This window comes from Pseudoalteromonas sp. SG43-8, from assembly GCF_014164245.1.
Lineage (GTDB): Bacteria > Pseudomonadota > Gammaproteobacteria > Enterobacterales > Alteromonadaceae > Pseudoalteromonas > Pseudoalteromonas distincta.
Genome location: NZ_JACJEX010000006.1, coordinates 23,986 through 39,929 on the forward strand (window position 1 = coordinate 23,986; position 15,944 = coordinate 39,929).

At 41.3% G+C, this 15,944-nt stretch carries 12 protein-coding genes; 9 read left to right on the top strand and 3 right to left on the bottom strand.

What is annotated here, in order from left to right; translation table 11 throughout:
• The first annotated feature begins 23 nt into the window (after positions 1-23).
• The 4 genes from H5122_RS12480 to H5122_RS12495 all read left to right on the top strand — a co-directional run bounded on the left by H5122_RS12480 (position 24) and on the right by H5122_RS12495 (position 7,414).
• Entirely contained in the window at positions 24-716 is a 693-nt protein-coding gene (locus H5122_RS12480; protein WP_259395779.1) for a hypothetical protein, read from the top strand.
• A gap of 198 nt (positions 717-914) precedes the next feature.
• Entirely contained in the window at positions 915-3,659 is a 2,745-nt protein-coding gene (locus tag H5122_RS12485) for a cadherin-like domain-containing protein (RefSeq protein WP_182682407.1), read from the top strand.
• 16 nt (positions 3,660-3,675) lie between these two features.
• Positions 3,676-6,354: a TonB-dependent receptor plug domain-containing protein gene (locus H5122_RS12490; protein ID WP_182682406.1), complete on the top strand. Its 2,679-nt coding sequence runs from the start codon at positions 3,676-3,678 to the stop codon at positions 6,352-6,354.
• The gene (locus H5122_RS12495; protein WP_182671544.1) at positions 6,347-7,414 is read left to right on the top strand and encodes a cytochrome-c peroxidase; all 1,068 of its coding nucleotides are present in this window, start codon (positions 6,347-6,349) and stop codon (positions 7,412-7,414) included. The genes H5122_RS12490 and H5122_RS12495 overlap by 8 nt, the downstream gene beginning before the upstream one ends.
• Here H5122_RS12495 and H5122_RS12500 read toward each other — a convergent pair.
• On the bottom strand, positions 7,409-8,326 hold the full coding sequence (locus H5122_RS12500; protein WP_220487786.1) for a LysR family transcriptional regulator: 918 nt from the start codon (positions 8,324-8,326) through the stop codon (positions 7,409-7,411). The two genes, H5122_RS12495 and H5122_RS12500, sit on opposite strands and share 6 nt — an antisense overlap.
• An 80-nt stretch (positions 8,327-8,406) precedes the next feature.
• Between H5122_RS12500 and H5122_RS12505 the strand changes: the two genes are divergently transcribed.
• The 3 genes from H5122_RS12505 to H5122_RS12515 all read left to right on the top strand — a co-directional run bounded on the left by H5122_RS12505 (position 8,407) and on the right by H5122_RS12515 (position 11,227).
• Positions 8,407-9,546, top strand: a complete 1,140-nt coding sequence (locus H5122_RS12505) for an alkene reductase (RefSeq protein WP_182682405.1) — start codon at positions 8,407-8,409, stop codon at positions 9,544-9,546.
• Between the two features lie 245 nt (positions 9,547-9,791).
• A complete protein-coding gene (locus tag H5122_RS12510; RefSeq protein ID WP_182682404.1) occupies positions 9,792-10,556 on the top strand; it encodes a DUF6515 family protein in 765 nt (254 codons plus the stop codon).
• A gap of 170 nt (positions 10,557-10,726) precedes the next feature.
• On the top strand, positions 10,727-11,227 hold the full coding sequence (locus H5122_RS12515; RefSeq protein ID WP_182682403.1) for an RDD family protein: 501 nt from the start codon (positions 10,727-10,729) through the stop codon (positions 11,225-11,227).
• 80 nt (positions 11,228-11,307) lie between these two features.
• Here H5122_RS12515 and lptG read toward each other — a convergent pair whose 3' ends face one another.
• Both lptG and lptF read right to left on the bottom strand, forming a co-directional pair.
• Entirely contained in the window at positions 11,308-12,375 is a 1,068-nt protein-coding gene (gene lptG, locus H5122_RS12520) for an LPS export ABC transporter permease LptG (RefSeq protein ID WP_182682402.1), read from the bottom strand.
• A complete protein-coding gene (gene lptF / locus H5122_RS12525; protein ID WP_138489600.1) occupies positions 12,372-13,484 on the bottom strand; it encodes an LPS export ABC transporter permease LptF in 1,113 nt (370 codons plus the stop codon). Before lptF ends, lptG begins: the two co-directional genes overlap by 4 nt.
• A 309-nt stretch (positions 13,485-13,793) precedes the next feature.
• Here lptF and pepA point away from each other — a divergent pair, with 309 nt between their 5' ends.
• Complete coding sequence (gene pepA, locus H5122_RS12530; protein ID WP_024595639.1) at positions 13,794-15,305, top strand: leucyl aminopeptidase; 1,512 nt, start codon at positions 13,794-13,796, stop codon at positions 15,303-15,305.
• 149 nt (positions 15,306-15,454) lie between these two features.
• Complete coding sequence (locus tag H5122_RS12535; RefSeq protein WP_002962020.1) at positions 15,455-15,901, top strand: DNA polymerase III subunit chi; 447 nt, start codon at positions 15,455-15,457, stop codon at positions 15,899-15,901.
• The last annotated feature ends 43 nt before the right edge of the window (positions 15,902-15,944 follow it).

Here is a 15,944-nt window from a genome sequence, read left to right on the forward strand (position 1 = left end):
AAAAATACTCATTCAAAACCCACATGCAAAAATTAATTTTTACTCTTTTTTTAATATTCCCAGCTTTATTACAGGCTAAAGTCACTTTAAGCGATAAAACGCTTATTTATAGTGGTCAAATCAACAAACAAAATAACAATACAGCAGCTGAGCTGTTAAAAAACAATCCCACAATTAATACCTTTACTATTACCAGCGGCGGCGGAAACATAGCTTTAGGAATGGATTTAGCCGAGCTAATTTTGGCGCATAAATTAACCGTAAATATAAAGCAGTTTTGTTTTTCATCGTGTGCTAATTATGTGTTGCTTGCTGGGCACCCTACTACAATAGAACCTAATGCAATTATCGGTTGGCATGGAGATGCAGCCTCAGCAAAATGGTTAGACAGTGATATTGATGCCATGGTAAAGCATTTAAAAGAGCCGCAAAAAAGCCAAAAGTGGGAAGAATTACGTGCTCATTACGATGAGGTAATTAATAAAGCAAGCCTGCGCGAAAAAGCCCTATACAAAAAATTAAACGTAAATCATGATTTACTCACTGTAGGGTTAAAACCCAATTTACGCAGCGCAGCTATAAAGCAACATGCCCGTGGCTGGACGTATTCACCTAAAGTGCTTAACTATTTTGGAATTAGCAATATTAGCTATAATAATTGGCAACCTCGCTCAGCTAAAAACTTCCCCCTTCTTATTATTGACGATCTTAAATAATTAATTGGTTCCCCTCCATTTAGTAACACTCTCTTATTTGTAATATAAACCCTGTTAAGCGCAGGGTTTTGCTTTTTAGGGACATTTTCAACTTCAATTGAATACTCACTATTTATAATACAAATACAGATTAAACTTTTAAACCTAATTGATATCAGTTATCATTCGTAACATCATTAACTTTTTATTTTAACAATAATGAACAAGCTAATTAAGTTTACCCCAATATTATGCGCCCTTGCTTTAACTGGCTGTGGTGGTGGCTCTGGCAACACAGCCCCGCAGTTTGCACAACCTAATTTAAGCTTTACTGTAAACGAAGACACTCCATTTACTGCTCAAGTAACAGCCACCGACGACGATACCCTTAGCTACACACTTGCTAATGCACCAAGTAACGGCACTATAGCAGTAGAAGCAAATGGTCAATTTACGTATACGCCTTTTAGTAATTATTATGGCGAAGATACCGCGACCATTAGCGCAAGCGATGGCAACTTAACAGCAAATGTTGTAGTACGTTTTAGCGTAGAAAATGTTAATGATGCACCACAGTTACTAACCACTAACGTGTTTGTTACCTCTTCAACCACCACACAAGGGATTATTACTACGCAAGATTTAGATGGTGACACCGTAACTATTAGCTTAATTACACCACCTAGTAATGGCGTAATGAGCATAAATAGCACCACGGGTGAATTTACCTATGAGGCACAAACTCTAAGCAGCATTGATGAGCAATTTGAAATTAGTTACACAGATGGCCTAATTAGCGAGCCATTAACTGCAATTATTTCGTTAAGCCCTTCTTATGTAACTAACGAAGACAAACTTAATTATTACTACAGTTCAAGCCTATCTCACCTAAAACAAGCAGATGAACTAAGCGCAAATATTGCTGACGAACTGTCTCGTTACGATATATACGCAACCCAAGCAGCGGCCTATGCGCGTGCAGGATTTTTAGATACTGCTAACGACTATTTAGCACTTATAAACGAGCAAACGGCGCGTTCTTCGGCACTAAAAGATGTGGCGCAAGCACTTGATGAAATAGGCCAAACAGAGCAAGCAAACGATTACCGCGTCCAAGCGGTAGCGGCCTACAACCAATACTTAGCTGATAAAGGTTTCGATAACATTGCCTCATCAGACGCATCAGCACTTTACTCTTTAGTAAAAAGCTACCTAGACGCCGATCAAGTCTCGCAAGCAAGTAATTTGTTGAATACAATTTCGTTATACGCTGAGCAAGTACGCGAAGACGAATACACATCAAGCTATGGCTACTTTTTAAATAGCGTACGCTTATCAATAGATGATGCCCTACAAAGCTATGCACAAAGCCTAGATGAAAGCGATTTAACTCAAGCCAAATTACTTGCCAATAACTACGCGCAACTTGCGGTAAAAACGGGTTACAGACTTGTACGTAGCGGCGAATACGAAGGCCAACCATACGAGCAATACAAAACGTTGCACGGGGCATGGGCTGCGCAATATCTTTATAGAGCTGGCGAATTTGAAGCAGCAAAAGATTACACTAACCAAGTCCTTGCTATGTATGGCTCTACCGGTTTTGATAGTAACTACGCCTACTCAGCGTCGCCATACAGCGCCGCTACATTAGATAACTACACTTACCCTATTCAATTTTTAGCGGGCTTAATTGAAGGCTTATACCAAAGCGACGAAAACCCAGCAATAACGCTGTCAGACAGCGAAACCGATATAAACAACGCGCAAGAGCAAGTATATGGCTTTAATATAGCTAACCGCCTACTTGCCGGTGAAGATATAACAAGTGCCGCAGCACAAGCTCGCAGCTTTTTTACTGAAAATGGCGATTACAACGAATTTTTTAGAGCGCTAACATCGCTTGATAACGTCCCTGGTACAGGCCTAATTTTAAGTGAGGCCGGCAGAAACGACTTAGCACAGCAAGTATTTACCTATGCGGGCGACTTTTTAGCCTCTGATGAATACATTAGCAAAGAGTCATCAACCACGTTTTTAACCGGTTCCAAGGGCTGTAAATTGTTAGTTGATTTAACTGCGCAGGTCGGTGGCGATACAGCAAATGCCGCTAATAAATGTTTAACCATACTTAATACGCTTAATGATGGCGACATACGCACGCTAAGTAATAGCTCATCAATTACGGCGCATAATCAAGTAATAGTATCGCTAATTGAAGGCGGCTTAGCGGAGCAAGTAGCCGGTGTACACAATCAACTACTTAGCTATATTGCACTAGATGAAGATACCGAAGACAGATTTGAAGCCCGCCTAGAAACCTTAGGTTACTTAGTTAATGCAAACCAAACATCGCTTGCAAGCACCACTTTAAATGATGCAATTACAGAAATAACACCTGCGTTAAATGAGTTAACAAGCGATCAGCTAGAAACTATTTTAGCCGCTGTTAAAGCCGAAGTAATTGGTTTAGAAGAAGCTCAAACAGGTGAATTTTTACGTTATTCTATGCTTTCAAGTATGGGTTCAAACGCAGCGAACATTAGCGACTTTTCAGCAAATTATAGTAATGCAAAAACACAAGCTAGCATGCTTTTAAATACGCTTGAGCCTCTTATTTTGGGCTTTGCCGGTACAATTATTGCCGACAACATGGCAGACTTAGTTAACAGTTTTACGTTAATTAACAACATTAGCAAAGCACAAAGCTTAATTAGTAACGGGGTTAATGGCGAAGCCGATCAGCTTGAGCTTTACATAGGCATGACCAACTTAGTCGCCTCTCGCGATGACTTTAGAGGCATAGCGATAGCAAGCGTAGATACCGACCACGACGGCTTACCTAACTTCTTTTTACCTAACACCAGCGATGAAGACATAGCCTTAGCAGGATTAATTGCCGACCAAGATGCCGATAACGATGGCGTCATTGATAGCGAAGACACTACCCCACTAGGTATTTAAATAAGAGCCGTAATAAATGCAGACACCGACTACCCTCGCGTGTCTGCTTTTGCTTTCTCAGGGTGTATACGCCGCAGAGCAGCAACAGCAGACCGAACCAAAGCCACAGCCATGTAACGAACTTAAAGATGAGCAAAAAGAGCGCTGTGAAGCACTTGAGCATATTGAAGTAAAAGGCCAGTACATAGGCATAGAAGTACCCGAAGTTATTGGGCGTTCTTATTTAAACCGTGATTTCATAAACGCCACACCTAAAGGCAATGGCGATATAAATGAGCTAATTGCATTGCTCCCTGGCGTGCAGCTAAGTAACGAAGCGTACTCTATTGGTAGCTTAGCTGAGATCAGCGCGCCAGAAATATCAATCTCAGGGGCGCAGCCTTGGCAAACAGGGTTTTCGTTAGATGGGTTAAATTACAATAACCGCATAGACCCAGCAAGCAGCAGCCGATTAAGCTCTTCATCAGACGATGTGTCGGGTGGCGTACAAAGTATGAACGTGAACTCCGATATAGTTGAATCAATCACAGTTTACGACCATAACATACCGGCTGAATTTGGTGGTTTTTCGGGTGGTATTGTTGATAGTAAAACCAAAAGCGTATTTGCAAACAACAGCTTTAGTTTTGGCGTGCGGGGGAATCAAAGTAGCTGGGGGAGTTATCATTTTATTGAGGCTGATCAAGACAGTTCACAGCAAAATGTTGACCAAAGTACTCTTGAAGAGCCTAAATACGAAAAAATTAGCTATAACCTGCGTGCTAATAAACAAATTAATGAGCGCCATGGATTAATGATGAGCGTTAATTACTTAACCAGCGACATCAGCGATTTATCGCTAGGGGAAGTAAAAACCCAAAGCAGAACAAACATAAATGCGATTGTGAAGTATGGCTACCGAAATGGCTGGGTAGATGCACTAGATTTAACACTAATGTACTCCCCCTACGAAGTTGATAACTTTATAACGGATGCCAAAGACAGTAACTTTCATTTAGAAGGCGGTGCTATTGGCGCCGTTGCGGCATTGACCGAGCATTTTGACTTTGCATCGTGGCACAGTAATCTTAATTTTAGTATGAGTGACAGCAGCCGTGAAGGCCCAGCGCACTTTTATAGCTGGCTACAAGCAAAAGGGAAAGATTGGGGGCAATACGCCGGCCAAGGCGATGCACAAACACGTTACTCTCGCCAAGGGGGATATGGCGCGCTTGATAATACCCAATACACCACCAGCTGGAAAAACACTCTTGATTTTAAAACGCTGGAGTTTGCTGGCACTGAGCACCGTATAAAAGCCGGTATTGAACTTATTCGCCAAGAAGTAGAACGCGAACGCATACAAAATAGCTACAGCTACGATTCGCCTATTATTTGGTCTAGCGCTAGCACACCTCTTAATTGCAGTGGTTATACGCTTGATTGCCAAGCGCTGCAAACCACTATTTCTATTGACGAACTTGCAGCGCAGCTTGGTGGCGAAATTGATTTTAATAATCAAGCGCACATTAGCGCTTATACAAATAATGTAACCGCAACAGCACAGTATTTTAATGGCCGTTTAGTCACCCCTGCAGAGTATATAAATGTAACACTTAATCGTGCCTCGTTTTATGCTACCGATAGCATCACACTAGGTCAGCTAAGCCTCAATTTAGGTATGCGCTACGAATATGATGACTTTTTAGCAAATCATAATATTGCACCACGTATATCGCTGGGTTACGATGTTTTTAACAACAACCGCACTATTATTAGCGCAGGCGTTAACCGCTATTACGATTCAGCTATTATTGGTTATAAAGTCAAAGAACAGCAGCGTTTTTCATACCGAGAATACCGCCCAATTGAAAACGGTTACCTGCAAGGGTGGTTGCCTTCTAACTATACTGGGGCGTTTAAATACCGCTTTGATGATGTAAACACTCCCTACGATGACGAACTCGCACTAGGTATTGCCCATTCATTTGAAAAAGCAGGTAATGTATCACTTAAGTATGTAAAGCGTAAAAAGCATCAGCAATTTTCTCAGGTTACCGATGAAGAAGCAGGTAGCGATGGATATAAATATATTCGTATGACCAACGAAGGTGATGGTAGCTCAGAGCGCTATTCTATTTCGTGGAGCGCGCAGTTTGGTAGCCATTCATTATGGGCTAACGCCTCATACGCTGAAAACAAAGTCTCTAACGACGACTACAATGCCACTGCTGAAAATACCCCCCTTGACGAACTCGTTTACTACGTAAATGCAAGTGGCAGCGGCGAGCTTGTAACGCTTGGACAACTTGATCAAATTCGTACAAACTTTGGCACTCCGATTACCGGTGCGCTAGGTTGGAATGTTGATTGGAGCAATTCATTAAGCACAGGGCTTAACGTAACCTTCAGTGATAGCTACACCAGCGCAGTGAGCACCGGCGCAAGCGAAAGCATAGGCCTTGAACAGAGCTGTGCGAATTGTCCTGCAGAATCAACACTTGTTGATATATACGAAGAACAAGAAATTCGTGCCAGAACCATGCTAGGCCTTAGCCTGCGCTATAGCCACAACCTAACAAAAACCCAGTCAGTTGAAATAAGAGCAGATATTTCTAACTTGTTGAATGCACGTACTTACACAGTAAACGAAGGCGCATCTGGTATTGAGCCTGGGCGTATGTTTTGGCTAGGAGTTAGCTATAACTATGATTAGGTTATTAAGCATTTTTTTTCTGTGCTCATTTAGCTTAAACGCCACACCAACAAGTAGTCACGATTTACGCTCACTGTATAGCAAAGGCCAAGCACACTGGCCTGCTATTCAAACCAGTGATGGCAGAAGCGTTGAGCCCATGTCGCTTTTGCCTGTAGCCTCGCCAAAACCTGAGCATGTTGCTTTAGGTGACAAGCTCTTTCATGATGTGCAGCTCTCGCGTAATAATACCGTTAGCTGCGCAACCTGCCATGAGCACGACAAAGGCTTTCATGATGGCCGCACAACCGCAGTGGGTATTGATGGGAAAATAGGCACACGCAATACCCCTGCAATTTTTGGTATAGATCAGTGGCAAAGTTTTTTTTGGGATGGTCGCGCTAAAACAGCTGAGCAACAAGCACTTATGCCCATTAGCAACCCAATTGAAATGGACTTAGATCCACAAAAAGCTTTAATGCGGGTCAATAAAGATAAAAGCTATACGGCATTTAATAAAAGTGCTTTTAATTCAAATACGCTCTCTATGGCACAAATGGCAGAAGCCCTCGTTGCATTTGAGCGAACACTCATTGCACCTAATACTCGCTTTAAATCATTTATTAATGAGGTTCAGAGTAATCCAAAAAAAGCGCTTAGACGTTTATCAGATAATGAATTAAACGGATTACATTTATTTAGAACCAAAGCAAAATGTATGACTTGCCACAATGGTGCACTATTAAGTGACAACCAATTTCATGGCACTGGCCTTCATTACTACGGCCGTAGTTTTGAAGATAAAGGGCGGTTTAATTTTACAAATAATCCAAGTGATATAGGGTTATTTAGAACCCCTTCATTACTAGGTTTAACTGAAACATTTCCTTGGATGCACAATGGGCTTTTTGATGACCTACTAGGCATAGTAAACATGTACAACCATGGTGGAGCAAGACCTAAGCCTAGGAAAAGCCAATTAAACGATCCACACTTTCCTAAAACGACGAAACTGTTAAAACCATTAAAACTCACCAAGCAAGAGCGTTTAGATCTTGTTGCATTTTTACGGATTTTATAAGTTTTGTAATTGCTCTATCAACCATTTATGAATAGGGCTGTTATTAGTACGCGGATGCCATGCGGCTATTACTTTAAATGTAGGGGGCAGAGCTTCTATTTTTAGCTGTTTAACTTTGCTGTTAGGTAATAATCTTGATGGGTAAAACGCGAGCATATCGGTTGTATGTAAAATGTCGGGCACCGCAGAAAAACTTGGTACCGACATTACAATATTGCGTTTTAGCCCTTGGCTTTCAAACCACTGATCGTGCGATCCGCGCAAATTTGCACGAGATGGCGACACCACTAGCTGTGGATGCTTTGCAAATTGCGCCAAACTCAAAGGTTCAGTGTAAGTCGTGTTACCTATACCGGTAATACACAAATGCTGTTCTTCAAACAAAGTGATATAAGAAAGGTTGTCGGGTATAAATTCTGGAAAGCTTATCAGCAAATCAAGCTCGCCTGCCGTTATAAGTTGATTAACGTTGTCAGACGCAAAGTCGCGCACAATCAACTTTAAACCCGGTGCTTCGCGGCGGGTAATATTAAATAATTGTGGCAATAAGGCCTGCGTGGCGTAGTCGGTTGCGCTTATGGTAAACACACCTTTATAAGTTTGCGGGCTAAACTGCTCGGGCTCTAGTAACGACTCTAATTGCTTTAAAATATTATTAATAGGTGCCTTGAGTCCTTGCGCTTTAGGAGTAGCAACCATGTTATTGCCTTGGCGTATAAACAAGCGATCGTCAAATAAGTCTCGTAGCTTTCGTAGTTGCTCACTAATGGCTTGTTGCGTTAACCCCATTTTTTTGGCTACTTGCGAAAGATTTTGCAGTTCTAATAAGCTACTGAGTACTCTTAACTGTTTTATATCGAGCCGACTAATACCATTCATAATTGTATGCTGCACAAAAAAGTGTTGTTTCAAATTGTATCCTTAAATCTCTATGCTGCCAATGTTGCTTAACCACTATTTAAGCCTTTGTTTGCTTTATAAGAGAATTTAAAATGAAATCAGATTTAGTTAATACCGCCCCTTTATTCTCATCAATTGAGCTTGGCCCTTTTACACTTAAAAACCGTATTGTGATGCCACCTCTTACTCGCTCTCGCAGCACTCAACCTGGCAATATTCCTAATGAATTAATGGCTGAGTATTATGCGCAGCGGGCATCGGCTGGTTTTATGGTTACCGAAGGCACACAAATAGAACCTCGTGGACAAGGCTACGCTTGGACCCCAGGTATTCACTCGCAAGCACAAATTGAAGGCTGGAAAAAAGTAACACACGCGGTACACGCTAAAGGCGGTGTTATTTTTGCTCAGCTTTGGCATGTAGGGCGCGTATCGCACGCCACACTACAACCAAATTCAGGTAAACCGGTTGGTCCTTCAGACATTGCAGCTGACAATGTAAAAGTATTTATTGAAACCGCACCTGGTGAAGGCGCATTGGCTGACCCAAGTGAGCCTCGTGCGCTAACAACAACTGAAGTTGGCGAACTGGTAAACATGTATGCTCAAGCTGCACGCAATGCTCTAGAAGCTGGCTTTGATGGTGTGGAGCTTCATTGTGCTAACGGCTATTTAGTTAATCAGTTTATTTCTGAGCATACTAATAACCGTGACGATCAATACGGTGGAACGCTTAGTAATCGCCTGCGCTTTTTAAAAGAGATAGTTGAAGCGGTAAGTGACGTTGTAGGCTCTGATCGTTTAGGTGTTCGCTTGGCTCCTTTATTTGAAAGCACAGATGAAACACGAGTGTATTTAGGACTTGTTGAATCAAACCCTCATCACACTTATATCCAGGCCGTTAAAGTGCTTGAGCAAGCAGGTATTGCTTACTTATCGATTGCGGAAGCTGATTGGGATAACGCTCCCGATTTACCACAAGAATTTTATAAAGCAGTCCGAGCTGAATTTTCAGGGCGCATTATTTATGCAGGTAAATACACAGTAGAAAAAGCAGTGCGTATTTTAGGTGAAGGTTACGGTGACTTATTTGCATTTGGTCGCCCATTTATAGCTAACCCTGATTTACCAGAGCGTATAGCAAATAATTGGACGTTTAACGAAGCTGATGCAGCCACTATGTATGGCGGTACTGAAGTAGGTTATAGCGATTATCCTTTTTATCAAAAGTAATTAATCTGCAAAGCCAAGGAAGGCTTAATTACTAATTTCGTATCCATTTTTTGTGATACCACTAATCATTTTGGTGTATCAAAATATTCCTAAAATCGTCAAAAACTAGAGGTTATGTCAAGAACCGTCAGTAAAATGTAAAAAGCTGTAAGCATAACTCCGTTTGCTGTTGTATGTCAGTTAACATTCAGTTTGAGCCGCTAGTATTGAACCCAGTTATGTAAAAACATAAACGAGGCAATACTATGAAACTTACTTTTTTACTACCTGCCCTGCTCGCCATTGGCGCAGTATCAGGCTCTGCGCTTGGAGCACAAAACGAGCGAGAGAATGATAAAAGCTTTAAACGTGACCACGAAAAACGTGTTGAATATAAACGCGATGAACGCCGCCATGAAAAAAAGCAGCGTATTGAGCATAAAAAAGAAAAACGAGAAGACCGTAAGCAAGAAAAACGTAAACTTGCTAAGTACAAACAGGAAAAGCGTGAACTACACCGCTACAACCAGCGAAAATATAACTACTTAACAAGCCATCACAATTCAGTCGCTTACAGACAAAATCGATTTATAAACCATTTACCACGCAATAGCGCATCAATCAGATTTAATGGTATTTCTTTTACATTTAACGACGGCCTTTATTACCGTAAAGCTAAAAGAGGCTACCATGTTGTTAAACCACCTAGAGGCCTGCGTATAAATACGCTACCAAGAAATTACAGGCATTTTAAACACCATAATACGACTTACTACACTTATCAAAATGTGTACTACATTGCAGATAATAATGGTTATACGGTTGTTGATGAGCCATCAACTCGCCTTAATCAGGCAATAAAAGTGGGTAATGTGAATGACTATAACTTGGGCCAAACTTACGATTCATTGCCTCTGGCTGCACAGGCCGTAATAATTAACTCGCAGCAGTATTTTAAATACGGCGATATTTATTTTTTACCGCAAATAAGTGGTGACGACATAAAATACCTTGCCATTAAGCTAGGTTAAACTCGCTATAAATTAAAAGGCCTTACTGTAAATAGTAGGGTCTTTTTCATTCCCCTTCGTAGGTAGTAATTTACAGCAATAAAATCAATTCTCTCTAAACATTAACATGTCTTAGTATTTGTAAGCTTTTTTGTTAAACTAGCTCGCATATTAATAGTGAGAGTGTATTTATGTCGGGTGAGTTTCCACGTGCTGGTTTTTGGCGCCGTTTTGCGTCGTTGGTCTACGATACGTTAGCCATTATTGCGTTTGCGATGTTAACTGTAGTGCTGTATTTATTTGCAGTACAGGGGCTTATTTCTCTCGATGTAATTAGTTTAAATGGCGCAGAGGATGTATCTGCATTTATTCAAAATTCAAATCTTCTTTCGGGTATTCGTACCGCTCTTTTAATTATTGTTAGCTTAGTATTTTTTGGCTACTTTTGGACTAAAAGCGGGCAAACCATTGGCATGCGTGCATGGCGTTTAAAAGTACAAACTCTAGAAGGTAATTTAATTAGCTGGCCACAATCAATTATCCGCAGCGTTAGCGCTTTACTCGGTTTAGGTAATTTGGTGGTGTTAGTCGATTTTAAAAACAAAAAGGCACTACAAGATTACGTCTCTAAAACAGAAGTTATTGCACTTACTAAAGAAGAGAACAGGCGTATTTATAGTGAGCTTGATTAATACCAGCTTTCCAAAACTGGTAATTAAAAAGCAAAAAGGGTGACCACTGGTCACCCTTTTTAATGCTTTGAATAGGTACTCTATACCCGTTTATTCATCAAATATGCCGCAAAGCCTATAAATATAATACTGGGTAATACCGCCCCTATAATGGCAGGTATTTGGTAAACCATAACTACAGGGCCAAATATTTCATTAGTTAAGTGAAACACGATCCCCGTTACAACACCCATAATAATACGTGCGCCCATAGTAACGGTACGCAGTGGGCCAAATATAAACGAGAGCGCCACCAGCAGCATTACCGCTACAGATACAGGCTGCATAAGCTTACGCCACAGTGCAAGCTCGTAGGTACTGGTGTCTTGTTCGTTTTGCTCTAAGTAAGTTAAATACGACCAAAGCCCAGTAAATGAAAGTGACTCTGGTTTTACCGAAACAACCCCTAACTTTTCAGCGGTCAATTGTGAAGGGTAAAACTCTTCTGGTAGTTGCTCTGTTGTGGTTTTTTCGCTCGTAATAATAACCTTATTTACATCACGAAGTAGCCAGCCTTCTTTTCGGCTCAGTGCATCTTTTGCTTTAGTAATTTGGGTAAGCTCTAACGATTTGTCAAAATGGTACATGTGTACCCCGTTGAGCCTGCCGTTTTCGTCAACATCTTCAATATTAATAAAATTGCTGCCGTCTTTAGCCCATACACCTTTTTGTGTGTTAAATACATCGCCGCCATGTATTGCTTGGTTACGCATTTCTTTAGCGTGTAATTGCGCTTCAGGTGCACCCCATTCGCCAAGTGCCATCATGCATACAGCCATAAATATGGCCGTTTTCATCACAGAGCCAATTATTTGTAAGCGCGACATACCAGCCGCTTGCATCACTACCAGCTCACTGTTTGAGGCAAGTGCCCCCAAACCCGTTAGGCCACCAATTAGCGCAGCCATCGGAAAAAACACCACTAAATCGCCAGGTATTGTGTAAAGCGTGTAAAGCATTGCGGTCATTAAATCGTAACTGCCACGCCCTACCGACTTTAGCTGGTCGATAAACTTAATTAAGGTGCTAATACCAACAAGTACCAACAATGCAAAGCCGGTAGTTTGTAAAATACTGCGGCCTAAATACCAATCAAGCGTTTTCATCATGAGCCTAACTCCCGCTTAGTTACAACGGCTTTAAGCCAAGCGCCCAACGGTCGCCCTTTTATAATTAATAACCCACCTATAAATAAGGCACTTAGGTGAATCCACCACAAGCCAATTGAAGGCGGAATTTTTCCATCTTCAACTGCAAATTTAGCGGCATTTAGTAAAATAAAATAGCCTAAGTACAAGCTTATAGCAGGCACTAGTTTTGCAAATTTACCTTGGCGAGGATTAACCACACTTAGCGGTACTGCCAGTAAGGTAAGTAGCGGAATTGATAATGGAATAGCGAGTCGCCACTGCCATTGAGCAATAGATTCTGGTGTATTAATGGCGAGTAATTGATTAGTAGGCACAGCCTCTAATTTACGGCGTTGGTGCTCTATTTCTTGTTCTCGTATTTGTACGCTGTAACCATCAAATTCTGTTAAGTTAAGTGCAGGCGTTGCGCCATCTGTTTCGTAACGTTTACCGTCTGTTAGTACGAGCTGTTGCTCACCATTTACGGCTTCAACCACAACACCTTGCTCTGCATATACTAAGCGCGCTAAGTTGCCTTTTTCGCTATCGGGTAACTGTGCAACAAATACCTTATTGAGCTCTTTGCCACCCTTTTCAATATTATGAATAAACACCACGGCTTTTTCGTTACCGGTTTCTTGGAACCGCCCAGCTCTGAGTGCAGATAACCCCGCATCGGCTTTGGCTTGCTCTTTTAATTGATACTCTTGCTCGCTTGCCCACGGAGCTATATACATAGTCAGTGCTGCGGCTAATATAGCAAGCCCTACACTTGATATAAGGGTTACGCGCACAACATACCATTCACTTACGCCACAGGCTTTAAGTACGGTCATTTCGCTATCGGCGTAAATACGGCTGTAGGCTAAAATAATGCCTAAAAATATACTCAGCGGAAGTATTAGCGAGGCTAGTTGTGGAAGTTTTAGTGCAATCATCGATAGCACTAATTTAGCAGGAATGCTGCCCTCAGAGGCATCACCTAAAATACCAACTAACTTTTGTGACAAAAATATTGTCATCAAAGTTAAAAATACGGCGACCTGCGATTTTAAAACCTCAGCGGTCAAATAACGGAAAATTAGCAATGCTCGCCCCTGTTAAACATGGAATTTCACTACGATAGTGAGAATTGAATAGTAAAATAGCTATTTTACCCAATTAATACCGGCAAATAGGCTATTATTATAAGCCATCAAAATTAATTATCCTACCTAAGTGCACGATATAATGTTGCATTAGTAGCCATTAAGCATATAAAGTTCAATTACACAGTAAGAGTCTAACAAAATCAGCTAAAATAAGAATTATCCTTACATAAGTTACGTAGATAAGACTAGAAAATACTTTTTTAGCCCCAACTTAGTAACTTAAACGACTCAAAACCAGGAGTAACAATGGAATTTAACGTAAAAAGTGGTAGCCCAGAAAAACAGCGCAGCGCATGTATTGTGGTTGGCGTTTACGAGCCACGTAGGTTATCCCCCATTGGTGAACAACTCGATAAAATTAGTGATGGTTATATCTCTAATTTACTTCGCCGTGGCGATTTAGAAGGTAAGCCAGGCCAAGTTTTATTATTGCATCATGTACCTAATGTATTAAGCGAGCGCATATTGCTTGTTGGTTGTGGTAAAGAGCGTGAGCTTGATGATAAGCAATATAAACAAATCATTTCTAAAACTATTAATACCTTAAACGAAACGGGCTCTATGGAAGCAGTCTGCTTTTTAACAGAGCAACACGTTAAAGGTCGCGACACCTACTGGAAAGTACGTCAGGCAGTTGAGACAACGCAAGACTGCTTATATACGTTTAACCAACTGAAAAGTAAAAAAGTAGACCCTCGCCGTCCACTTCGCAAAATGGTGTTTAACGTACCAACACGACGCGAACTAACTATTGGCGAAAGCGCTATTGAGCATGGTTTAGCCATTGCAGCAGGTAGTAAGCTATGTAAAGACGTAGCTAATATGCCACCAAATATTTGTAACCCTGTGTACTTAGGTGAACAAGCACAAGAGCTGGCAACTGATTTTGACAACATTACTGTTGATCTTATTGACGAAAAGCAAATGGCAGAACTTGGTATGAATTCTTACCTAGCTGTTGGCCGAGGTAGTGATAACGAATCGATTATGTCGATTATTAACTACAAAGGCGCCGCTGATGACCAAGCCCCTATTGTACTTGTTGGTAAAGGTCTAACGTTTGATTCAGGCGGTATTTCATTAAAACCAGGCGAAGGCATGGACGAAATGAAATACGACATGGGCGGAGCAGCAGGCGTTATTGGCGCAATGCGTGCACTTGCACAAATGCAATTGCCGATTAACGTTATTGGTGTTTTAGCGGGTTGTGAAAACATGCCCGGCTCAAATGCGTATCGCCCAGGTGATATTTTAACAACAATGTCGGGGCAAACAGTTGAAGTGTTAAACACCGACGCTGAAGGCCGCTTAGTATTATGTGACGCACTAACATATGTTGAACGCTTTAATCCAGATACGGTTATTGACGTAGCAACGCTAACTGGCGCGTGTATTGTAGCCCTTGGCGCGCATGCTACTGGTTTACTATCAAACCATAACCCACTTGCACACGATTTATTAAAAGCGTCTGAGCAAAGTGGCGACCGTGCATGGCAGTTACCGTTATGGGATGACTATCAAGATCAACTAGAAAGCCCATTTGCTGACTTTACGAACTTAGGTGGACGCTCTGCGGGTACTATTACTGCGGCATGTTTTTTATCTAAATTTACTAAAAAGTATAATTGGGCACATTTAGATGTTGCCGGTACAGCGTGGCGCAGTGGCGCTAAAAAAGGCGCAACGGGCCGTCCTGTTCCTATGCTTACTCAGTATTTATTAAACCGAGCGGGTGTAAGCGAAGCTACGCACGATTAATAATCTATTTAGCTACTTATAAGGCGCCATTTGGCGCCTTATTTATTTGTGTATTAATTGAAGCAAACCCCGTTATATGGCAAAATCTGCCTCTTAATTTATGTATATCAATTTGGTATACATTCAATGTCATGGGAAACCCCGATACAATGAACATGAACGCTAAATTTTTCGTTCTAAAGCAACAAGATGAGTCTAAGGCGAAGGCTGACGATCATTTTGCATTGGCAGCTCAAATTGCGGCCGATCAGTATCGAAATGGGCAGCGTGTGTTTATTTGTGTTAACGATAACGAAGCAGCCTGTGCCATTGATGAAATAATTTGGGCATTCGATCCAGATAGTTTTGTGCCACATAATTTACAAGGTGAAGGCCCTAAAGGCGGCGCACCTGTAGAAATTGGTATTACGCCACCTGTTGGCAATCGTAAAGTTTTAATTAACTTGGCTACTCAGTTACCGGATTACATTCGTCGGTTTAACCAAGTTTTTGATTTTGTACCCGTAGAACCAGCTGCTAAGCAAGCAGCCCGCGAGCGTTTTAAAAAGCTACGCCAACTCGGTGCCAATCTCACCACGCAAGATATTAATAGCTAGCCAATCAGGCAAACTAACCAACTAATTTAAGTACTTATTTAAG